The sequence below is a fragment of the Mesorhizobium sp. 2RAF21 genome (assembly GCF_052115345.1).
GTDB lineage: Bacteria > Pseudomonadota > Alphaproteobacteria > Rhizobiales > Rhizobiaceae > Mesorhizobium > Mesorhizobium terrae.
Window position 1 is genome coordinate 232219 of record NZ_JBFRGM010000008.1, and the last position, 20823, is coordinate 253041.

18 protein-coding genes are annotated in these 20823 nt (G+C 64.2%); 8 read left to right on the forward strand and 10 right to left on the reverse strand.

Going from position 1 to position 20823, the window contains the following annotated elements; translation table 11 throughout:
- Positions 1-13 precede the first annotated feature (13 nt).
- From AB4136_RS15250 to AB4136_RS15280, 7 genes are all read left to right on the forward strand, one after another.
- Positions 14-1009, forward strand: a complete 996-nt coding sequence (locus AB4136_RS15250; RefSeq protein ID WP_024926639.1) for a dihydroxyacetone kinase subunit DhaK — start codon at positions 14-16, stop codon at positions 1007-1009.
- Position 1010: 1 nt separating this feature from the next.
- Positions 1011-1610 (forward strand): DAK2 domain-containing protein, encoded by a 600-nt coding sequence (locus AB4136_RS15255; RefSeq protein WP_024926638.1) that lies wholly within the window; start codon positions 1011-1013, stop codon positions 1608-1610.
- 279 nt (positions 1611-1889) lie between these two features.
- Positions 1890-3092, forward strand: coding sequence for an ABC transporter substrate-binding protein (locus AB4136_RS15260; protein WP_024926637.1), 1203 nt, complete (start codon positions 1890-1892; stop codon positions 3090-3092).
- Positions 3093-3123: 31 nt separating this feature from the next.
- Positions 3124-3900: an ABC transporter ATP-binding protein gene (locus AB4136_RS15265; protein WP_051504802.1), complete on the forward strand. Its 777-nt coding sequence runs from the start codon at positions 3124-3126 to the stop codon at positions 3898-3900.
- The gene (locus tag AB4136_RS15270) at positions 3893-4603 is read left to right on the forward strand and encodes an ABC transporter ATP-binding protein (RefSeq protein ID WP_024926635.1); all 711 of its coding nucleotides are present in this window, start codon (positions 3893-3895) and stop codon (positions 4601-4603) included. The genes AB4136_RS15265 and AB4136_RS15270 overlap by 8 nt, the downstream gene beginning before the upstream one ends.
- Before the next feature lie 3 nt (positions 4604-4606).
- Positions 4607-5488: a branched-chain amino acid ABC transporter permease gene (locus AB4136_RS15275; RefSeq protein ID WP_024926634.1), complete on the forward strand. Its 882-nt coding sequence runs from the start codon at positions 4607-4609 to the stop codon at positions 5486-5488.
- 1 nt (position 5489) lies between these two features.
- Complete coding sequence (locus AB4136_RS15280) at positions 5490-6467, forward strand: branched-chain amino acid ABC transporter permease (RefSeq protein ID WP_024926633.1); 978 nt, start codon at positions 5490-5492, stop codon at positions 6465-6467.
- 64 nt (positions 6468-6531) lie between these two features.
- On the opposite strand, the gene AB4136_RS15285 is transcribed toward AB4136_RS15280, so the two are convergent.
- From AB4136_RS15285 to AB4136_RS15315, 7 genes are all read right to left on the reverse strand, one after another.
- Positions 6532-7674, reverse strand: a complete 1143-nt coding sequence (locus tag AB4136_RS15285; protein ID WP_137900656.1) for a M24 family metallopeptidase — start codon at positions 7672-7674, stop codon at positions 6532-6534.
- Positions 7675-7741: 67 nt separating this feature from the next.
- Positions 7742-9562 (reverse strand): aminopeptidase P family protein, encoded by a 1821-nt coding sequence (locus tag AB4136_RS15290; RefSeq protein ID WP_204367425.1) that lies wholly within the window; start codon positions 9560-9562, stop codon positions 7742-7744.
- Between the two features lie 24 nt (positions 9563-9586).
- The gene (locus AB4136_RS15295; RefSeq protein WP_024926630.1) at positions 9587-10891 is read right to left on the reverse strand and encodes an alpha/beta fold hydrolase; all 1305 of its coding nucleotides are present in this window, start codon (positions 10889-10891) and stop codon (positions 9587-9589) included.
- A gap of 8 nt (positions 10892-10899) precedes the next feature.
- On the reverse strand, positions 10900-11853 hold the full coding sequence (locus AB4136_RS15300; RefSeq protein WP_024926629.1) for an ABC transporter permease: 954 nt from the start codon (positions 11851-11853) through the stop codon (positions 10900-10902).
- Positions 11850-12818 carry an ABC transporter permease gene (locus tag AB4136_RS15305; protein ID WP_024926628.1) on the reverse strand — a complete coding sequence of 323 codons (969 nt, stop codon included), beginning with the start codon at positions 12816-12818 and terminating at the stop codon, positions 11850-11852. Before AB4136_RS15305 ends, AB4136_RS15300 begins: the two co-directional genes overlap by 4 nt.
- Positions 12815-14668 (reverse strand): ABC transporter ATP-binding protein, encoded by a 1854-nt coding sequence (locus tag AB4136_RS15310; protein ID WP_024926627.1) that lies wholly within the window; start codon positions 14666-14668, stop codon positions 12815-12817. Before AB4136_RS15310 ends, AB4136_RS15305 begins: the two co-directional genes overlap by 4 nt.
- Positions 14669-14736: 68 nt before the next feature.
- Entirely contained in the window at positions 14737-16479 is a 1743-nt protein-coding gene (locus AB4136_RS15315; protein WP_024926626.1) for an ABC transporter substrate-binding protein, read from the reverse strand.
- A 254-nt stretch (positions 16480-16733) separates the two neighbouring features.
- Here AB4136_RS15315 and AB4136_RS15320 point away from each other — a divergent pair, with 254 nt between their 5' ends.
- Complete coding sequence (locus tag AB4136_RS15320; RefSeq protein WP_024926625.1) at positions 16734-17294, forward strand: helix-turn-helix domain-containing protein; 561 nt, start codon at positions 16734-16736, stop codon at positions 17292-17294.
- Positions 17295-17338: 44 nt separating this feature from the next.
- On the opposite strand, the gene AB4136_RS15325 is transcribed toward AB4136_RS15320, so the two are convergent.
- From AB4136_RS15325 to AB4136_RS15335, 3 genes are read right to left on the reverse strand one after another with little or no spacing between them, the layout of a single operon-like run.
- Complete coding sequence (locus AB4136_RS15325) at positions 17339-18370, reverse strand: trans-3-hydroxy-L-proline dehydratase (RefSeq protein WP_024926624.1); 1032 nt, start codon at positions 18368-18370, stop codon at positions 17339-17341.
- A 32-nt stretch (positions 18371-18402) separates the two neighbouring features.
- A complete protein-coding gene (locus tag AB4136_RS15330; RefSeq protein ID WP_024926623.1) occupies positions 18403-19404 on the reverse strand; it encodes a 4-hydroxyproline epimerase in 1002 nt (333 codons plus the stop codon).
- Between the two features lie 14 nt (positions 19405-19418).
- Positions 19419-20663, reverse strand: a complete 1245-nt coding sequence (locus tag AB4136_RS15335) for an NAD(P)/FAD-dependent oxidoreductase (protein ID WP_275040851.1) — start codon at positions 20661-20663, stop codon at positions 19419-19421.
- Positions 20664-20823: the final 160 nt, after the last annotated feature.

Genomic DNA, 20823 nt, shown 5'->3' on the forward strand with positions numbered 1-20823 from the left:
AGGAAATGGAAACATGAAGAAGATCCTGAACAACCCCGCCGATTATGTCGACGAGATGCTGGAGGGCATGGTCGCCGCCCATCCGGAATATTACGCGCAGCCAGTGCGCCGCGTCGTCGTGCGCGCCGCCGGCGCCCGCAAGGGCAAGGTCGGCATCGTATCGGGCGGTGGCTCCGGCCATCTGCCGATCTTCACCGGCTATGTCGGCAAAGGCCTGCTCGACGCCTGCGCCATCGGCGACGTATTCGCCAGCCCTTCAGCCGAGCAGATGGCCGAGGCGATCAGGCTGGCCGACGGCGGCGCCGGCGTGCTGAGGCTCTACGGCAATTACGGCGGCGACGTCATGAATTTCGACATGGCCGGCGAGATGGTCGAGATGGAAAACGACATCCGCACGACTACCGTTCTGCTAGCCGACGACGTCGCCTCCGCCCCGGCGGCGGAAGCACAGAAGCGCCGCGGCGTCGCCGGCATGGTCTTTGCCTACAAGATCGCCGGCGCGCATGCCGAGACCGGCGCGGACCTCGACGAGGTTACCCGCGTCGGGCAGAAGGCTGCCGATGCCTGCCGCTCCATCGGCATGGCGCTGACCCCCTGCACCATTCCGCAGGCCGGCAAGCCGACGTTTGAGATCGGCGAGGGCGAAATGGAAATGGGCATGGGCATCCATGGCGAGCCCGGCATCTGGCGCGCCGCCATCAAGCCCGCCGACGAGATCGCCGACGAGATGATCGACAGGCTTGTGGCCGACCAGCCGCTCGGCAAGGGCGACCGCATCTCGATCCTGGTGAATTCGCTGGGCGCGACGCCCGCCGAAGAACTCTACATCCTCTACCGGCACGCCAGGAAGCGCCTCGATGCGATGGGCGTCGAGATCGTCATGCCGCTGGTCGGCCGCTTTGCCACTTCGATGGAAATGACCGGCGCCACGATGACGATCATCAAGCTCGACGGCGAGTTGGAAGGTCTGCTCAAGGCGCCCGCGGAATGCGCTTTCTGGAAGGTGTGACATGACCGCGATCGACAGCACCGCACTCAAGGCCGCGCTCGGACGGGTGGCGGCGGCTACCGCAGACGCCTCCGCCGAGCTTTGCGCGGCTGACGGCGCACTCGGCGACGGCGATCTCGGCATCACCGTTTCCAAGGGTTTTGCCGAAGCCGCCGCCGCTCCCCTTCCCGAAGATTTCGGCATGGCCCTTCTGGAAGCCGCCAAGGCGTTCCAGCGCGTCTCGTCGTCCTCCTACGGAACGCTGGTTGCGACCGCTTTCATGTCCGCCGCCAAGACGACCAAGGGCAGGACATCGATCGACGCGGCTGAAATTCCCGGACTGATCGCGGCTGCACGAGACGCCATGATGGCGCGCGGCAAGGGCGCACTCGGCGACAAGACTGTTCTGGACAGCCTCGACGCCATCGCGAAAGCCATCGACGGCGTTGCGCCAGAAGCCATGGTGGCGACTGCCATCAAAGCAGCCGCCGACACGCTGGAAGAATACAAGGGCAAGCCCAACCTTCTCGGGCGCGCCCGCATGTTCGGCGAAAAGAGCATCGGCCTGGCCGACCCCGGACAGCTGGCATTGCTGCGCATCGTCGAAGGGCTGAAGGGCTAGGAACCCCGTTCCACCTGCTGATTTTCCATCGCGCGGAGCCCTTTTGCTTTGCGCGATGGAAAAGCGCGCCGGGCAACGGCGAGCTTCCCCGGCTGAACAGGCATTCAGCGATCCCCCGCGCCCTGCCGCCACGATCTCTAAACACATAGTCCAAGTAGAAACGTCCGTTGCAGCTATGCCATGCTGACTTCGCGCCTGTCCCTGCTACAGTGCTGGCAAGGGTGGGAGCGCATGTGACGGCTGGAGGGCCGCAGTCCAAACGGGAGGAGTTCTATGGCGATGATCTCGCGCGCACTTGCAGTCGTTCTTCTGGCAGGCGTTTCGTTTCCGGCCGCCGCGCAGCAATTCTCGGACAACAAGGTCAAGATCGGTATCCTGAACGACCAGTCCGGCGTCTATGCCGATTTCGGTGGCAAATGGTCCTACGAGGCAGCCAAGATGGCGGTCGAGGATTTCGGCGGCAAGGTCAAGGGCGTGCCGATCGAGGTGGTCACCGCCGATCATCAGAACAAGGCCGACATCGCCTCCAACATCGCGCGCCAATGGTATGACACCGAGCAGGTGGACGCGATCATGGAACTAACCACGTCGTCGGTCGCGCTCGCCGTGCAAGGCATTTCGCAGGAAAAGAAGAAGATCGACATCGTCACCGGCGCGGCCACTTCGGATCTCACCGGCAAGTCGTGCTCGCCTTATGGCTTTCACTGGGCCTACGACACCCATGCGCTCGCCGTCGGCACCGGCGGCGCGCTGGTGCAGCAGGGCGGCGACACCTGGTTCTTCCTGACCGCCGACTACGCCTTCGGATATTCGCTCGAAGAACAGACCTCGAAATTCGTCACCTCGAAAGGCGGCAAGGTGCTGGGTTCGGTGCGCCATCCGCTGGCCACCACCGACTATTCGTCGTTCCTTTTGCAGGCGCAGTCTTCGGGCGCCAAGGTGATCGGCCTTGCCAATGCCGGCCTCGACACCGCCAACGCCATCAAGCAGGCGGCTGAGTTCGGCATCGTTGCCGGCGGCCAGCGCATGGCCGCCCTTCTGTTCACGCTCGCCGAAGTGCATGGCCTTGGCCTCGAGGCAGCGCAGGGGCTGACACTGACCGAAGGCTTCTATTGGGATCGTGACGATCAGTCCCGCGCCTGGGCGAAGAAGTTTTTCGACCGCACCGGCCGCATGCCGAACATGATCCAGGCCGGCACTTATTCGGCGGTCCTTCAATATCTGAAGGCCGTCGACAAGGCCGGCACCGACGAAACCGAAGCCGTCGCCAAGAACCTGCACGAGATGCCGGTCGAGGACGTTTTCGCGCGCGGCGGCAAGGTCGGCGCCAACGGGCGCATGATCCACGACATGTATCTGATGGAAGTGAAGAAGCCGTCGGAGAGCAAGCAGCCTTGGGACTACTATAAGGTTCTGGCCACCATTCCCGGCGACGAGGCCTACATCAAGCCGGCGGAGTCCGGGTGCCCGTTGGTGAAATAGGGTGTTCGGAGATGCGGGGACGGAGGCATCGTTGAGTACCGAACCCCAACCGAGCCCTGAACCGGCGATCCTGTCGGCGCGTGGATTGCGGCGCGATTTCGCCGGTTTTGTTGCCGTGAAGGATGTCGATCTCGACGTCCATCACGGCAAGATACATGCCCTGATCGGCCCCAACGGCGCCGGCAAGACGACCGTCTTCAACCTTCTAACCAAGTTCCTGCAGCCGACCGCGGGCACGATCACATGCGCCGGTATCGACATCACCAGGACTGCGCCGGCCAAGGTGGCGCGCATGGGCGTCGTGCGCTCGTTCCAGATATCGGCAACCTTTCCGCATCTCAGCGTGCTCGACAATGTTCGGGTGGCGCTGCAGCGGCCCAACGGACTGGCCACGCAGTTCTGGCGTTCGCTCTCCACGCTCGACCGGCTGACGCCGAGGGCGATGGAGCTTCTGCACGCAGTCGGCCTGGACAGCGCCAGACATAGGCTGGCCTCCGACCTCTCCTATGGGCGCAAGCGCGTGCTGGAGATCGCCACCACGCTGGCACTCGACCCCAAGGTGCTGCTACTCGACGAGCCGATGGCGGGCATGGGGCACGAGGATGTCGGCACGATCTCCAGGCTGGTCCGCTCGATAGCCGAGAACCGTGCCGTGCTGATGGTGGAGCATAATCTGTCCGTTGTCGCGGACATCGCCGACTGGGTGACGGTCTTGCAGCGCGGCCAGGTACTGGCGGCCGGAGACTATGACACGGTCAGCAAGGACGAGCGCGTGCGTGTCGCCTATATGGGGACCGAGCATGAATAGCGCGGGTCCGCTGCTTTCGGTGCGCGGCTTGAACGCCTGGTATGGCGAGAGCCATGCGCTGCATGGCGTCGATCTCGACATCCATCAAGGAGAGACGGTCACGCTGCTCGGCCGCAACGGCGTCGGCAAGACGACGACGCTGCGCGCCATCATGGGGCTCATCCGCAAGCGTACCGGCCAAGTGTCGTTCGCCGGCAAGGACCTGATCCGCCTGCCTTTGCACCACACCGCGCGCGCCGGCATCGGCTATGTGCCCGAGGAGCGCGGCATCTTCTCGACATTGACCGTGGACGAAAACCTGATGCTGCCCCCGGTGGTGGCCAAGGACGGCATGGGTGTCGATGAGATTTTCGAACTGTTCCCCAATCTGAAGGAGCGACGCAACAGCCCCGGCACCAAGCTCTCCGGCGGCGAGCAGCAGATGCTTGCGATCGCGCGCATCCTGCGCACCGGCGCCAGCACCATCCTGCTCGACGAGCCGACGGAGGGACTGGCGCCGGTGATCGTGCAGCGCATCGGCGAACTCCTGGCTGAATTGAAGCGCCGCGGCATGACCATCCTTCTGGTCGAGCAGAATTTCCGCTTCGCCAGCCGCATCGCCGACCGCTTCTATCTGATGGAGCACGGCAAGGTGCTGTCCGAGTTTCCGGTTGGCGACCTCGACAACCGGATGGGCGAACTGCATGACGTTTTGGGAGTCTGACCGATGATCTTCGGCATCCCCATCCAGGCCTTCGCCGGACAGTTGCTGGTCGGGCTGATCAACGGCTCGTTCTACGCCATGCTCTCGCTCGGCCTGGCCATCATCTTCGGCCTGCTGCGCGTCATCAATTTCGCGCATGGCGCGCAATATATGCTGGGCGCCTTCATCGGCTATCTGATCCTCGCCAAGCTTGGTATCGGCTACTGGCCGGCGCTGATCCTGGCACCGCTGGCGGTGGCGCTGTTCGGCGTCGTCGTCGAGCGGCTCGCCTTGTCGCGGCTCTACGATGTCGACCCGCTCTACGGCCTGCTCTTCACCTTCGGCCTGGCGCTGGTGATCGAGGGCGTGTTCCGATACGTCTACGGCGTTTCCGGCAACCCCTATCCGGTGCCGCCAGCGCTGGCCGGTGGCGTCAATCTGGGCTTCATGTTCCTGCCCATCTACCGCGGCTGGGTGGTCGTCGCCTCGCTCGTCGTATGTCTCGGCACCTGGCTCCTGGTCGAGAAAACGAAATTCGGCTCCTATCTGCGCGCCGCCACCGAGAACCCCAAGCTGGTGCAGGCTTTCGGCGTCAATGTGCCGGTGCTGCTGACGTTGACCTATGGCCTTGGCGCAGGTCTTGCCGGGCTGGCCGGCATCCTGGCTGCCCCGGTCTATCAGGTCAGCCCGCTGATGGGTTCGAACCTCATCATCATCGTCTTCGCCGTCGTGGTCGTCGGCGGCATGGGCTCGATCCTCGGCGCTATCGTCACCGGCTATATGCTCGGCCTCGCCGAAGGCCTGACCAAGGTGTTCTACCCGGAAGCCTCCAGCATCGTCATTTTCGTCATCATGGCGATCGTGCTCCTCATCCGACCCGCCGGCCTGTTTGGAAAGGATGCCTGATATGGCCGACGCAACCGCTCAGCCGCCCCAGGGCCGAACCGCGAACCACGCCGAAATGATCCTGATCGGGTTCGGCATCGTGGCGCTTCTGGCTCTGCCGTTCTTCGTCTACCCGATCTTCGTCATGAAGATGATGTGCTTTGCGCTGTTCGCCTGCGCCTTCAATCTTCTGCTCGGCTATACCGGCCTGCTTTCCTTCGGCCACGCCGCTTTCTTCGGCGGCGCCGCCTATTTCACCGCGCATGCCGTCAAGGTCTGGGGCGTTTCGCCGGAAATCGGCATTCTCATTGGCGTTGCCGGAGCCGCGCTGCTCGGCCTCGTCATCGGCTTCTTCGCCATCCGCCGTCAGGGCATCTATTTCGCCATGATCACGCTGGCGCTCTCGCAGATGTTCTATTTCTTCTGCGTCCAGGCCCGTTTCACCGGCGGCGAGGACGGCATCCAGGGCGTGCCGCGCGGAACCTTCCTCGGCATTTTCGACCTGCGCGACGAACACACCATGTATTATTTCGTCGCCGCCAATTTCCTGGTCGGCCTCTTCTTCGTCTGGCGCATCGTCAATTCGCCCTTCGGCCTGATCTTGCGGTCGATCCGCGAGAATGAAAGCCGGGCCATTTCGCTCGGCTATTCGGTGCAGAACTACAAGCTGGCCGCCTTCGTCATGTCGGCGGCGTTGGCGGGCCTCGCCGGCGCGATCAAGGCACTGGTCTTCCAGTTCGCCACGCTGACCGACGTCGCCTGGCAGATGTCCGGCGAGGTCATCCTGATGACCTTGCTGGGCGGCATCGGCACGATGGTCGGGCCGATCTTCGGCGCCGGCTTCGTGGTCGCGCTGCAGAACCTTTTGGCGACATCGGATTTCCCGGTCACCATCGCGACCGGGCTGATCTTCATGATCTGTGTCCTCATCTTCCGGCGCGGCATCGTCGGCGAGATTTATGCATGGCTGGAGCGCCGCCGCTCAACGGGGACAAACTAAGAAAGACCGAGAGCGGACGCCGCAAGCACATTTCCTGAGAGGTCAGCAGCGGCCCACCCCCGACTTACGCAAATGGTTCGGTCGGCCCCTTGCCGGGCTTCGTGAACCAGCGCGGCCCGTCCTCCGTCATGAAGATATGGTCTTCCAGCCGGATGCCGAAGCGACCGGGAACGACGATCATCGGTTCGTTCGAGAAACACATGCCCGGGCGAAGCGGCATCTCGTTGCCACGCACGATGTAGGGCTCCTCGTGGATTTCCAGCCCGAGGCCGTGCCCGGCCCGGTGCGGCAGACCCGGCAGTCGATAGTCGGGACCCAAGCCGTGACGTTGAAGCACCGCGCGCGCCGCGTCGTCGAGGCTGCGGCAAGGGGCACCAATTTGCGCGCTGTCGAAAACGGCCTGCTGCGCTTCCCGCTCGATGTGCCAGATGCGCGCGAAATCCGCGTCCGGTTCGTCGATCATGTAGCTGCGTGTCAGGTCGGAATGGTAACCCTCGATCCGCGCGCCGGTATCGACCAGGATCGGTTGTCCCTTCTCCAGCACCTGGTCGCCGTCGGCGCCGTGCGGTAGCGAGGTCGCCTCGCCGAAGGATACGATGCAGAAGGTCGAACCGCCCGATGCTCCCAACGCCCGGTGCTGTTCGTCGACAAAGCGCACCACCTCGGAGGCCCGGATACCCGGCTTCATGATCGCATGCGCGCGCCGGTGCACTTCAAGCGTGAGATCCATGGCGTATTGGATCAGCGCGATTTCCGCCGCCGACTTGCAAAGGCGCAGGTCGCGAAGGAGGCGCGTGCCGTTGGCGAGCCGCTCGGCTCCCAGGCTCTCGGCAAGCGCGTGGTAGATGAACAGCGGCAGGGCGTCGTCCAGCCCGACGCGGCCCTTGGCGCCGACGAGAGACCGCACCAGTGCCGAGGGGCTCTCTTCTTCCTCCCAGGTCGCGATGTCGCCAGCGACATGCGGCAGCGTCTCGACGCGGCTGCGCTCGAAAGCAGGCACGATGTAGGTGAGCCCGCTAGGTGTCACCAGCGCTCCCAGGAGCCGCTCGCTCTGGTGCCAGACAAGGCCGGTGAAGTAGCGGAGGCTCTCGGTCGAACCGAGCAGAACGGCGGCGAGGCCGGCAGCTTCCATGTTCTCGCGCAGTTTCTGAAGCCGCTGCTGCCTTTCGGCGACGGAAATCTGTGGCGGACGGGCTGAGAGAGGCATGTGAACTCCTGGGTCGAGGCTAAAAGGGCAATAAAATCGACGATCCCGCCGCCCCTTATGGATTGCATCAGGCGCCGGTGGCTATGTCCCGCCGACGTTCCGCCATCGGGCGGGTCTGTTCGATGAGGAAAGGCAGTGTTTCCGGCCGCACCAGTTCCTCGAGCGTATATCTGACGCGCGCATGATAGTCGTCGAGCCAACGCGTCTCTTGCGGGGTCAGTTGCGTGAGCTCAACCATGGCGAGATCGATGGGCACGAGCGTGAGCGAGGCGAAGCGGCAGAAACCCGGACCGTCAGCCACCACCTCGACCTGGTTTTCGACCCGCATGCCGAAGACGCCTTCCTTGTAGTAGCCGGGTTCGACGGTCATGATGTTGCCCGGCTCCAGCCCGTAGAGGTTCGGCCTCTTGTCAAAGCGGTGCGGATATTCGTGCAACAGCAGATTGTGGCCGACACCATGGCCGGTGCCATGATCGTAATCCAGACCGACATCCCAAAGCGCGCGCCGCGCGAAGGCGTCGATCTGGTGGCCCTGCGTCCCAGTCGGAAAGCGGACCGACATCAGCGACAGGAATCCTTTCAGCACGGCCGTGTAGGCCACCCGCATGTCGTTGCTCGGCTCGCCCAGCATCAGCGTCCGCGTCAGGTCGGTCGTCGCGGTCAGATATTGCCCGCCCGAATCGACCAGATAGGGCGCCCGGCCGTCAATCACCGCATTGGTCGACGGCTTCGCCGCATAGTGGCACATCGCGGCATTGGCGCCCGCCGCCGAGATGGTCCGGAAGCTTGGCTCGATGAAGCCCGGCCGCTCCCGGCGGAAGGCCAGCAATCGCGCCTCCGCCTCGAGTTCGGTCAACGGGCTGGCCGTCTGCCGCCTGCCCGCTTCCTGCATCACCCAGGCTAGAAAATCGGTCATCGCCACGCCGTCCTCGACATGGCAGCAGCGATAGCCTTCGAGTTCGGCTCCGGTCTTGATTGCCTTCGCCAGCGTAACCGGGCTGGTCTGGGTAATGGTACCGCCGCCGGCCTCAAGCGCGGCGCGCACCGCATGCGGCGCGAAATCCGCATCGATCACCGCCACCTTGTTCACCGAAATTTCGGCAATCCGGTCGAGGAAACGCTGCGGTGACGTCAGTGTCACGTCGGCTATTTCATAGGCGGCCAGATCATTGCCGAGCTTGCGGGCATCGACGAACCACTCCACCGTCCCATCCGCGCCAAGCGCGAGGAACGAATGCGGCACCGGGTTCATCTCGACATCGGAGCCGCGCACATTGAGCAGCCAGGCAATGTTGTCCGGCAACGTCTCGATCAGCCAATCCGCTCCCATCTCGCGCAATTTCCCGGCGATGCGCCGGCGCTTGCTGATCGAAGTCTCGCCGGATGCCGCCACGGGCATGGCGCGGATGGTCCCGAGTGGCTGCGGCGGCCGGTCATCCCATACCGCGTCGAACGGGTCGCTGCCGGTCTGAACAAGCGATGCACCGCGCTTCGTCAATGCCGCGTCCAGCCTGTCATGCAGCGTGAAGGCCGTCTTGATGCCGTCCATGCCGATGCGCCAGCCCGGTTGGGCTCTCTCTTCCAGCCATCGGTCGATGGGCTCGTCGCGCAGGTGCCGCACCTCGAAGGCATCCAGATCCACCTCGCCGCGAACCTGGACCTGGTAGCGCCCGTCGACAAAGATCAGCGCTCGCTCGCGCAGGATCAACGCGAGACCGGCCGAACCAGTGAAACCCGAGATAAAGGCCAGGCAATCGTCATGCGCGGCCGTGATTTCGCTCTGATAGGCATCGGTGCGCGGCACGATGAGCCCGTCCAGGCCGGCGTCGGCCATCCAGCTGCGCAGGCGAACGAGACGCGTCGCCGCTTCATTCATAGTCGATTTCATGGAGTGTGATTTCGTTCTTGTGTTTTATGCGGCCGCGCGCGGCCCGCCCTTGTCGCGAACCATGTCGACCAGGCGGCGAAACACCGTTCCGGCCTGCCTGATGCCGTCATGCTCGAACTCGTTGGTGATCCAGAAGTCGAGATTGCCGACATGCCGTGCCGTGTGCAGCGACAGCTCTGCATCGACGAACATGTCGTCATGGTAGATGACGGCGGAAAGCGGAATGTCGTTGGCGGCGAGACGCGCCGGGTCGTAGAGCTGGCTGTGCTGCCGGCGCTGCGCCAGTGCATCGACACCCGCTTTGAACGGCCGAAGGGCGGCGATCTCCTCGAACATCCACGGGTAGATCATCTCGCCGGTGAAAAGCAGCGGCCGCCGCCTGGCGTCGAATTCCGGGAAATCGCCGAGCAGCCTCTCAGCCGACCAGTTCGTCGCCCCTTCGCCCTGCGCATAAATCGCCTCGTGCAGGGCGGCAAACAAAGGACCGCCGCGAAAGGCGGTGAGGCCCATGACGCTCGACAGGAACCCTTCGCTCAGCCGGTCCTGTTTCGGGCCATGGAAAGCCTCGTCGACGAGCCAATGGATGTTCTCGAAGCCGGGGCCCATGCCGAGGTCGAGGCCGATCGTCTGCAGCCGCCTGACCGTCAAGCGGTCGCCGTCGGCAAGGCGCACATCATTGCTGTCGATAAAATCCGCGATGGCCGCCAGCCGCGCCGCATCCTGCGGGTAACGGCGTTGATAGGCGGCATTCTTGGCCACGACCCGCGGATAGGTCCTGCGGTAGACCTCGTCGGCGGACGGGTCGAGGCTGGGCAGCCCGCCGGCCACGTAGCATGCGGCCAGCCCTTCCGGCGCCTGGCTGAGATAGGTCATCGTCAGGAAGCCACCATAGCTCTGGCCGAGCGTTTCCCAGGGCTTGCCGCAAAAAAGCGCTTTCCTGACATGCTCGAAATCGGCGACGATCGAGTCGGCCCGGAAATGCGCGAGATAGTCGGCCGCCGCCTCGCCATCCGCGAACCGGGCCATGTCGGCCGCCTCGATCGGCGTCGAGCGCCCGGTACCACGCTGATCAGGCAGGACGACGCGGTGCGTCTTCAGCGCCTCCGCCAGCCATGCCGGCGATCCGCGTGTCGGCCGTGGCGACTTGCCTCCGGGACCGCCCTGCAAAAAGCAGAGGACCGGCAAATCCTCGGATCGGCGCGCCGGATCGACGATCTCGCGCGCGAATACCTCGATGGCGGCGCCATCGGGCTTCGACCAGTCGAGGGGAACGGCAACCACATGGTCGCGTACCAACATTCCGGGGATGGTGTATTCGGCAATGGGCATGGCTGATCTCAACGGATGCGGGGATCGAGAAGAACATAGAGCAGGTCGACGACGATGTTGGCCACCACGATGAAGACACCGCCAAGCAGCACGACGCCGATGATGATGGGGCGGTCCTGATTGTTGACCGCCTGCACCGCCAAGGCACCGACACCCTGCAGCCCGTAGACCTGTTCGATGACGATGGCGCCGCCCAGAAGCAGCGCGATATCGGCGCCCAACTGCGTGACCAGCGGCGTGAGGGCGGCCCGCATGCCATGCCGCCACACCACGGTGCGTTCGCTGGCGCCTTTCGCGCGGGCGGTGCGGATATAGTCCTCGCCCATCACCTCCAGCATTTGCCCGCGCGTCAGCCGTGCATAGACCGCAGCCATGGTCAGCGCCAGCGTCGTCCAGGGCAGCATCAGGTGCCACGCCCACAGGACAGGATCGCTTGTAAGCGCCTTGTATCCGCCAGCCGGAAAAAGCGTGAAGCCGGACTGCTTGGGCAGGAAATAAAGCAGGTAGAGCGACATCATGCCAAGCACGAAGGTCGGGAAGCTCAGCCCGATCAGGATGAAGGCCTGGCCAAGCCGGTCGCGCAGGCTGCCGGCGTTGCGCGCCGAGCTAATGCCGATCGGAATGCCGATGGCCAGCCACAGCAGGACGGCGCCGGCAACCAGCGACAGCGTCGCAGGGATACGGCGCAGGATGATCTGCGCCACCGGCTGCTGGTTGCGGTAGGAGAAGCCGAGATCGCCGGTCACCGCCTTGGCGACGAAGCTGCCATATTGCTCGATGAGGGGCCGGTCGACACCCAGGTTCTTCCGGATCAGCACGAGTTGCGCCTCGGTGGCCTTGTCGCCGGCGATCATGCGCGCCGGATCGCCCGGGGCAACGAAGAACAGAAAGAACACGAACACGCTGAGCGCCAGGAGGACGCCGGCACCGAAGAGAATGCGACGGGCGAGAAAACGGATCATTGTTTCGCCGCTCCCTTGCTTTTCCGGCGCAGCCGGCGCGCCGTACGGGCGCTTTTGGGGTCCAGCGCGTCGCGCAGTCCGTCGCCCAGGATGTTGAAGGCCAGCGTCGTCAACAGCAGCGCCGTACCCGGCACGAACACCATCCACCACGCGACGAGATAGAGCGAGTTGGAGGAAGCGTCGGCCAGCATGCCACCCCAGCTCGGCGTCGGCGGCACGATACCCATGCCGAGGAAGGACAAGGTCGCCTCGAAGACGATCGAATTGGGGATCTGCATGGTCGTGTAGACGATGATCGGCACCGACAGATTGGGCAGGATGTCGATGACCATGATCGACAGCGGGCCAGCGCCCAGCGACCGGCTCGCCTGCACGAAATCCTGCCGGGCGAGCGAAATCACCTGGCTGCGGATCACGCGTGCCATCGGTGCCCAGCTGAAGAAGACAATGACGATGACACTGAGCAGAAGGCTTGGGCCGAAGGCCGACACCAGGGCGAGCGCGCACAGCAGGAACGGCACGCTCATGACAAGGTCGGTCAGCCGGCTGAGGCAGGTGTCAACCCAGCCGCCGAAATAGCCCGCGGTCACGCCAACGATCACCGCCACGGTCGAGGCGGCCAGCGAGGCCAGCACCCCGACCAGCAGCGACACGCGCGCGCCATAGGCGAGCCGCACCAGCACGTCGCGGCCGAGCTGATCGCTGCCGAGCCAGAAATCGGCGCCCGGCCCGACCGGAATGCCCATGGGAGACAGGCCGATGTCGCGAAACTGCTCGATCGGCGAATGACCAGTCAGGGCAGCGATTGCGGGGGCTACGATCGCCAGCAGCACCACCGCGATGATGACGCCGAACGCCGCCACGCTTGCATTGTCGCGCCACAGCCGCCGCAGCGTCAGTTCCAGCGAACCGCGCTGGACGACTTCCGCTTCCGACGCAACGTTGTTCGATGCCATCTCGCTCATGACGCGACCATCCGCATTTCACGCAAGCTGCGATCGGACGCGCCCGCCAGAACCGGCGGCGCGTGCGAGGCCGCCAAAAGGGTTCGGGTGTACGGATGCCGCGGGTTGGCGAAGAGTTCTTCGGCGCCGGCCAGTTCGACGATGCGGCCGCCCTGCATGACGGCGATGCGGTCGCATACGTGCCGCACGACGGAGAGATCGTGCGAAATGAACAGATAGGTGAGGTCGAGCTCGCGCTGCAGGCGCCGCAACAGGTTCAGCACCTGCGCCTGCACCGAGACGTCGAGGGCAGAGACCGGTTCGTCGCAGATGATCAGCGACGGGTTGAGGGCCAGCGCTCTTGCAATGCCGATACGTTGCCGCTGGCCGCCGGAGAATTCCGATGGAAACCGGTTGTAGTGTTCCGGGTTGAGGCCGACGATCTCCATCAGGTGCCGTACTTTGCGTTTGCGCTCCTCGCCATGGGCTTCGCCATGCAGGCGATATGGATCGCCGATGATCGAGCCGACGCGGCGACGCGGATTGAGCGAGCCGAACGGATCCTGGAAGACGAGCTGCACGTTCCGGCGCATATCGCGCCAGCGCGCGCCATCCAGTGCGCCGATATCCTGTCCGAGCAGCTTGACCGAGCCGCCGCTCGCGCGGGTCAGCCCCGCAATGACCCGCGCCAGGGTCGACTTGCCACAACCGCTTTCGCCGACAAGCCCGACGGTCTCGCCCTTTTCGACCGTGAGGTCGATGCCCTTGAGCACATCCAAGGAACGGCGAGGCCCGAAAAAGCTGCCGACCTGATAGGTCAGGTGAACGTCCTTCACCGCCACGACCGGCTCCGCCGCCCGTCCATTCTCTTTCTTCGCGGGCGGCGATGGCGCGGCGATGGCTGGCGCGGCGCTCGCCCCCTCCTCGCGCCAGCACAGGGATTCGACCCCGTCACTGTAGACGCGCAATGGCGGCGGCTGCACGGCGCAATCCGACAACGCATCGCTGCATCGGGGGGCAAACACGCAGCCGGCCGGGGTGGCGAGCAGGCTGGGCGGCCGCCCCTTGATCGGCACCAGTTCGGAACCGGGCGAATAATTGGCGGGAGACGACCTGAGCAGGCCAGCCGTATAGGGATGCGCCGGCGAACGGAAAACCGCCGCTCCCTTGCCGTATTCCATGCGATGCCCCGCATACATGACCATCACATCGTCGGCCACGCTCGACAAGAGGCCGAGATCATGGGTGATCAGGATCACCGTCGTGCCGAGTTCCCGCCGCATGGCATCGAGCAGCGCGACGATCTGCGCCTGCACGGTCACGTCGAGCGCCGTCGTCGGCTCGTCGGCGATCACCAGCGAAGGCTTCAGGATCAGCGCCATGGCGATCATGACGCGCTGGCGCATGCCGCCGGAGAATTGATGCGGATAGTCGTCCAGGCGGTCGGCCGGAGACGGGATGCCCACCTTGCCGAGAATGTCGATGACACGCGCCCTGGCGTCGCGGCGATCGATCTTCTCGTGGAGATAAAGCGCTTCCGCGATCTGAGCGCCGATCGTGTAATAAGGATGCAGGGACGAAAGCGGATCCTGGAAGATCATGCCGATGCGCCCGCCGCGCAGCTTGCGAACCTCCTGCGGCGGCAGCCCGATCAGATCGCGTCCTTCGAACCAGGCTTGACCGCCGATATCCGCATTCGGCAGCAGGCCGACGATCGCCTGCGTGAGCACGCTCTTGCCGGAGCCGGATTCGCCGGCGATGCCGAAAAGCGAGCCCGCCTTCACCGAGAACGAGACGTTGCGCACGGCATGGATCACGCCGTCCTCGGTCGGGATGTCGACCGTCAGTCCCCTGGCTTCGAGAATAGCCACGCAATACCTCGCTCACGCCGGATGGTAAGTCGGCGCCGCGATCCGGCGCCGACCGATTTTCTCTAAGCTCAGCGTTCGAGCCAGATATTGGTCCAGTCGCCTTCGACGCCGAGCGCGTAAGGCAGGTAGTTCTTGACCGCCCCGCTGCGATAGCGCGGGTTCTTGTTGGCGATCAGCGGAACAACCGGAGCGTCCGCCATCACCATCTCATCGACCTGCGCCCACAGCTTGCCGGTCTCTTCCGGCGTGGTGGCGTTGATCGCCTGCGCCGCGATCTCATTGGCCTTGGGATTGTTGTAGTCGGTGTAGTTGTAGGTCTGGTGCGTGCCGTCGAAGGTGAACTGCGGCTGGAACACGGAACGCGCGGCACCGCCGACCCAATCCGGCGTCCAGCCAACGGGCGCGATGTCCCATTTGCCTTCCTTGGTGTTGATCGGATTGGTCATGAACTTGGAATAATAATCGGCGGCCGTGACCGGGCTGAGTTCCAGCTTGATACCGGCGCGCGCCACGCTGGCCTGGATGGTGGCGGCGGTGGTCGCCTCCATATCCTTGTTGCGATAGGGCATCTTCAGCGTGATGCCATTCGGGAAGCCGGCCTCGGCCAAAAGCTTCTTCGCCTTTTCCGGATCGCCCTTGGAATCCTGCGAGGGATAGAGGTCGAACTTGTGGTGCCCCAAGACACCGAGGCCGAAGATGCCACCGACCGGTTCGGCCACCGTCAGACCACCCCACTGCTGCGAGATTGCCACCTTGTCGACCGCATATTGCAGCGCCTGGCGAACCCTGAGGTCCTTCAGCGCGCCGTTGTTGTTGCCCGACACCGTATTGATGAACAGGAAGTTGGTGTTGCCCGCCGACATGGCGGTCAGCTTCTCGTCGCCATTGGCAACGAAGGTCGCGAGAATGGCGGTCGGAACATTGATGTCATAAGCGAGGTCGGCGTCGCCCGACTGCAGCTGCTGCATGATGGCGTCCGGCTGGAGCCCCATGGTGATCTCGATCTCGTCCACATTGGCCTTGCGCAGCGGATCGCTCTCGGCCTTCCAGGCGGGGTTGCGCACCAGCTTCAGGCTGGTGTCGGGCGTATAATCGCCGATCGTGTAGGGGCCGCTGGCGATGAAATGTGCGCGGTATTCCGGGCTGTCGGGCACATAGTCGAGCGTCTCGACCGGCACCGGCGCCGGCATCGGCAATGACAGCATATAGATGAAGTCGCCGGCGCGCTCCTTCAGCCGGATCACGACGGTATCGTCGGCCGGGGTCTCGATGCCCTTCACATCGTTCTCTTCGATGTATTTCTTCATCGCCGCCGCGGTCGGTTCGACTTTCGCGAAGCCGTCGCAGAACTCACCGAGCCCCGAGATCAGTGCTGTGAAATAGGTAAGCGTCGCCGCCTGCATATGCGGGTTGCACAAGCGCTTGAAACCGCGCTTCACGTCGGCCGAGGTGATCTGGCGCGACCCGGACGGCGCGTTCCACAGCGCACCCTGGCGCAGCTTGAACGTGTAGGTCAGGCCATTGTCGGTCGGCTGCGGCACATCCGTCGCCAGATCGCCGACAGGCTTGATCGCGATAGTCGGATCGCTCGAAGCCTCGTAGCTGATCAGCTGCCGGGAAATGGCGCGCATCAGATTGTTGGTCGGCACCATGCCCGCGAGCGCCGGGTCCATGTGGTCAGGTTCGCCGGTCGCGAGAATGCGCAGCGTCCCTCCCTTCTGCGGCTCCTGCGCCTGGACACTTCCTATCGAAAGCGTGCCGGCCAGCACCATCAAAGCCAAAAACGACGTCGAACCACCACGAATGCGCATACGCTCCTCCCATGAGCACCAGCATTGATCATTCAGTCTGTTACTCAAAAATTGAGGTTATGCAAAAGAAATTTAAGTGAAGTCGTGAAATTTCTGCAGTAAGGAAAATTTGCGTCGCGACGCCGGTGATCTGGTGCATATGTTCGAGCCGTTCATCGACATTGCGCCAGGCTCCGCCGCATAATTGCGATCGGCAACCAGCACCCGCAGAGAGTTTCCGCATGCCTACAAAACCAAAAACCAGGGAGAACGCCGTGGCGGATCAGGTCACGGGGACCTCCCTCGGAAAAAAGATCCGCAGCCGCCGCCGTGCCATCGACATGACGTTGCAACAGGTGTCGGAGCGGGTCGGATTGTCGATCGGCTTCCTCTCCCAGATCGAACGCGGCACATCGACACCGTCGCTATCGTCATTGTGCAACATCGCCGAGGCGCTGGGGACGAGCGTCGATGCCTTCGTCAACGCGACACGCCAGTCCGGAGCGGTCTCGCGGCCGGGCGAGCGTGAGCCGTTCAACCTCGGTGACGCACGGCGAACCTACGAGCTGCTCGGGCAGGGGTTCCCGGGCGCCAAACTGAACCCCTCCTTGGTGCGTCGCCCCCCCGGCCACATGTCCGAACTCATGCGCAATGAGGGTGAGGATTTTGTCTACGTCCTCGAAGGCAGCATCCTGCTCGAGGTGGATGGCGCCCGTCATATCCTGAACAAGGGGGACTCTATGCATTTTCAGTCTCACCTCCCGCACAGGTCAGCGACATTGGGCAACGAGACGACGCTTGAGCTCTGGGTCCGCACATTGCCGTTTTTCCCTTGAGGATCGCCAAGCCGGCACCGGCAGCGAAGGATTGTTTGCGCAGCCTATGATTTCTTCGGCCAGGTATCGGCCAGCTTGTAGCCCTCCGGCCATGGGTCGTCGGGGTCGAGCATGTGCTGGTGCGTGCCGGTGATCCAAGCGCGGCCGGAGATTTCCGGCAGGATCGCCGGGCGACCGCCGACTTCCGTGGTGCCGACAATGCGGCCGGTGAAGGTCGAGCCGATCACCGAAACCGCCGTCAGGCGATCCTCGAGCCCCATCTGGCCGCGGGCATGCAGCACCGCCATCCGCGCCGACAGCGCCGTGCCGGTGGGCGAACGATCGACCTTGCCGGGCTGGATCGCGACGGCCGCTCCCGCGCGCAGGCCCTCGGCCGTGCGCTCGACGGCGCCGGCGAACAGGCAGAAAGAAAAATGCTTCCAGTCGGGGTTCTCGGGATGGTGGAAACCGAGCGCGGCGTTGGCCGCATTGGTGATCTTCACGCCGAGCTTGGCAATGTCGCCCGCCTCGTCCGCCTTCAGGGCGAAACCCAGGGCCGCGGCGTCGACGATGACAAAACTGTCGCCGCCATAGGCGGTGTCGACGGTGAGCGTGCCCAGCCCTTCGACCTCCAGCCTGGCGTCCAGCCGCTCGGCAAAGCTCGGCAGGTTGCGCACATGGATGCGCTCGGCCTTGCCGTTCCGGCATTCCGCCCGCACCCGGACGAGACCGCCGGGCGCTTCCAGAGTGATTTCCGTCACCGGCTCCCGCATCGGCAGGATGCCGCTGTCGAGCAGTACCGTCGAAACGCAGATCGAGTTCGACCCCGACATCGGCGGCGTGTCCTCCGGCTCCATGATGATGAAGGCCGCATCCGCTTCCGGGTGCTTCGGCGGCACCAGCAGATTGACGTGACGGAACACACCGCCGCGCGGTTCGTTCAGGACAAAATTGCGCAAGGTCTGGTCGCGCGCGATCCAGCGGCTCTGCTCCCAGATGGTGTCGCCCGGCGGCGGCGTGACCCCACCGACGATGACGTCCCCCACCTCGCCCTCGGCATGAGCCGAGATCACATGAATTGTCTTCGTGCTACGCATCGGAACGAACTCTCCGGAAGGACCGAAACCGCTTATTTCACGACGAAGCCGTGGGCGAAGGGGTCGCGATCGTCGATGAAGATGGTGTTGATACCGGTCTGCCGCGCCCAGCCGGCGACGGAGGGAATGATCGCCTCCCGGTCGGCCACCTTCGTCGCCGCTTCCACCTTGCCCTTGAACAGCGAGCCTATGATCGATTCATGGACGAATTCGTCGCCGACCTTGAGCTTGCCCTTGGCGGCGAGCTGCGCCATGCGCGCCGAAGTGCCGGTGCCGCAGGGCGAACGGTCGATAGCCTTCTCGCCATAGAACACGGCGTTGCGGGCATGCGCCTCGGCTTTCGTCGGCTTGCCGGTCCACAGGATGTGGCTGAGGCCTTGTATTTCCGGGTGCTCCGGATGGACGAACTGATATTTTGCGTTGAGCGCGGCGCGCAGCTTCGGGCTCCAACCCACCAGTTCGCCGGCGGTATGGTCGGCCATGTCACGGAAATTCTTTTGCGGCTCGACGATGGCGTAGAAATTGCCGCCATAAGCGACGTCAACGACGATCTCGCCAAGGCCCTCGACCTCTGCGGTCAGGCCCTCGGCATAGAGGAAGCCCGGAACATTGGTCAGCCGCACTTCCTCGACGAAGCGGCCCTCCTGGCGATAGGTGATGTCGACCTTGCCGGCCGGCGCGTCGATCGACAGTTTGCCCGGCTCGCGCGGCGTGATCAGACCGTTTTCAATTCCCATGGTGATGGTGCCGATGGTGCCGTGGCCGCACATCGGCAGGCAACCCGACGTCTCGATGAACAGCACCGCCACATCGCAATCCGGGCGCGTCGGCGGATAGAGGATCGAGCCTGACATCATGTCGTGGCCGCGCGGCTCGAACATCAGGCCGGTGCGGATCCAGTCGAACTCACGCAGGAAGTGCGCGCGCTTTTCCAGCATGGTCGCGCCTTCCAGGCGCGGGCCGCCGCCCGAAACGAGGCGGACGGGATTTCCGCAGGTGTGTCCGTCGATGCACGAGAATGTGTGGTTGGCCATGGCCGGGACCTTTGTCAGAATCTTTGAGGCGAGAAGGGTGCGATGTCGATGGCGGGCGCCTTGCCGGTCAACAGATCGGCGACGATCCGGGCAGTGCCCGCCGATTGGGTCAGGCCGAGATGGCCGTGGCCGAATGCATGGACGACGCGCGGCGTGGCACGCGCATAACCGATGGCCGGCAGGCTGTCCGGCAGCGACGGACGGAAGCCCATCCATTGCACCCCGCCGCCCGGCTTGAGGCCAGGCAAGAAAGCCTGCGCCTTTTTCAGCATGGCCTCTGACCGGCGGAAGTTCGGCGCGCGCTGCAGCCCGCCGAGTTCGACCGCCCCGCCGACGCGGATGCCGGTCGAAAGACGGGTGACGACGAAGCCGTGCCCGCCGAAGGTCACCTGGGTGCGCAGGTCAAAGGCGTCGGCAGGCAGCGTGGTGTTGTAGCCACGCTCGGTCTCCAGTGGAATATTCTCTCCAATGGTCCGCGCGATCCGCTGCGAGAAGGCGCCGGCCGCCAGCACCACCTTGGCGGCACGCCGCATGCCGCCATCAGCGGTAACAACCTCGACCCCGTCCTCAAGCGAACGCAGTGCCGTCACCTCGGCGCGTTCGATCACGCCGCCCGCCGCATGAAAGTGCGCGGCCAGCGCCAGCGTGTAGAGCCGGGGATCGGAAATCGAAAACCATCCGGGCGTAAAAGTGCCGTGGGTGAAGCGGGGAGCGAGGCCGGGCTGGATTTCGGCCATGCCGGCCGCGTCGAGATGACGAAACTCTATCCCATGCTCTGCGCGCGCCTGCCAGCCGGGCAGCGAGGCCTTGAGTTCCGCCTCGCCTTCATAAACCTGCAGATTGCCGTCCTTGCGCAGCATCGGCATCGTGCCGGTCTGCCGCAGGAACGGCTCAAGCTCGGCCTTCGACAAATCCATCAGTGCCGTTTGCGCCGTCGTCGAATGGGCAACGCGCGTTGGCGAACAGGCTCGCCAGAAACGGAACATCCACGGCGCGATCTGAAGCGCATAGCCGGGCGGCACCGACAGCGGACCGAGCGGATCGAGCAGCCATTTCGGCGCTTTCTTCAGGATACCCGGCGATGCCAGCGGCAGGATGTCGGTGAAGGCGAATGCGCCGGCATTGCCGGCGGAAGCGCCGGCGGCCGGGCCTTCGCGGTCCAGCACCGTGACCGAGAGCCCGCGTGCCTGCGCGACAATCGCCGCCGAGAGCCCGACGACCCCCGCTCCGATGATTATGACGCCGGCTTCGGCCATCAGCGCATGTCCGCCAGGAATTTCCGCATTCTCACATACCCTCTCTGCATGGGTCTGCCCGCTGACGGCAATGCACTATTCCGCGTCGCCGCCTACAAATCAATTCAAAAATACAAACAGTATACAAAAAATATTTGAATACCGATTTCGGCGACGATTGCCC

Excerpts from the sequence above, each read along its gene's own strand:
- AB4136_RS15250 (WP_024926639.1), top strand. The coding sequence starts at position 14 with ATGAAGAAGATCCTGAACAACCCCGCCGATTATGTCGACGAGATGCTG.
- AB4136_RS15255 (WP_024926638.1), top strand. The coding sequence starts at position 1,011 with ATGACCGCGATCGACAGCACCGCACTCAAGGCCGCGCTCGGACGGGTG.
- AB4136_RS15260 (WP_024926637.1), top strand. The coding sequence starts at position 1,890 with ATGATCTCGCGCGCACTTGCAGTCGTTCTTCTGGCAGGCGTTTCGTTT.
- AB4136_RS15270 (WP_024926635.1), top strand. The coding sequence starts at position 3,893 with ATGAATAGCGCGGGTCCGCTGCTTTCGGTGCGCGGCTTGAACGCCTGG.
- AB4136_RS15275 (WP_024926634.1), top strand. The coding sequence starts at position 4,607 with ATGATCTTCGGCATCCCCATCCAGGCCTTCGCCGGACAGTTGCTGGTC.
- AB4136_RS15280 (WP_024926633.1), top strand. The coding sequence starts at position 5,490 with ATGGCCGACGCAACCGCTCAGCCGCCCCAGGGCCGAACCGCGAACCAC.
- AB4136_RS15285 (WP_137900656.1), bottom strand. The coding sequence starts at position 7,674 with ATGCCTCTCTCAGCCCGTCCGCCACAGATTTCCGTCGCCGAAAGGCAG.
- AB4136_RS15290 (WP_204367425.1), bottom strand. The coding sequence starts at position 9,562 with ATGAAATCGACTATGAATGAAGCGGCGACGCGTCTCGTTCGCCTGCGC.
- AB4136_RS15295 (WP_024926630.1), bottom strand. The coding sequence starts at position 10,891 with ATGCCCATTGCCGAATACACCATCCCCGGAATGTTGGTACGCGACCAT.
- AB4136_RS15300 (WP_024926629.1), bottom strand. The coding sequence starts at position 11,853 with ATGATCCGTTTTCTCGCCCGTCGCATTCTCTTCGGTGCCGGCGTCCTC.
- AB4136_RS15305 (WP_024926628.1), bottom strand. The coding sequence starts at position 12,818 with ATGAGCGAGATGGCATCGAACAACGTTGCGTCGGAAGCGGAAGTCGTC.
- AB4136_RS15315 (WP_024926626.1), bottom strand. The coding sequence starts at position 16,479 with ATGCGCATTCGTGGTGGTTCGACGTCGTTTTTGGCTTTGATGGTGCTG.
- AB4136_RS15325 (WP_024926624.1), bottom strand. The coding sequence starts at position 18,370 with ATGCGTAGCACGAAGACAATTCATGTGATCTCGGCTCATGCCGAGGGC.
- AB4136_RS15330 (WP_024926623.1), bottom strand. The coding sequence starts at position 19,404 with ATGGCCAACCACACATTCTCGTGCATCGACGGACACACCTGCGGAAAT.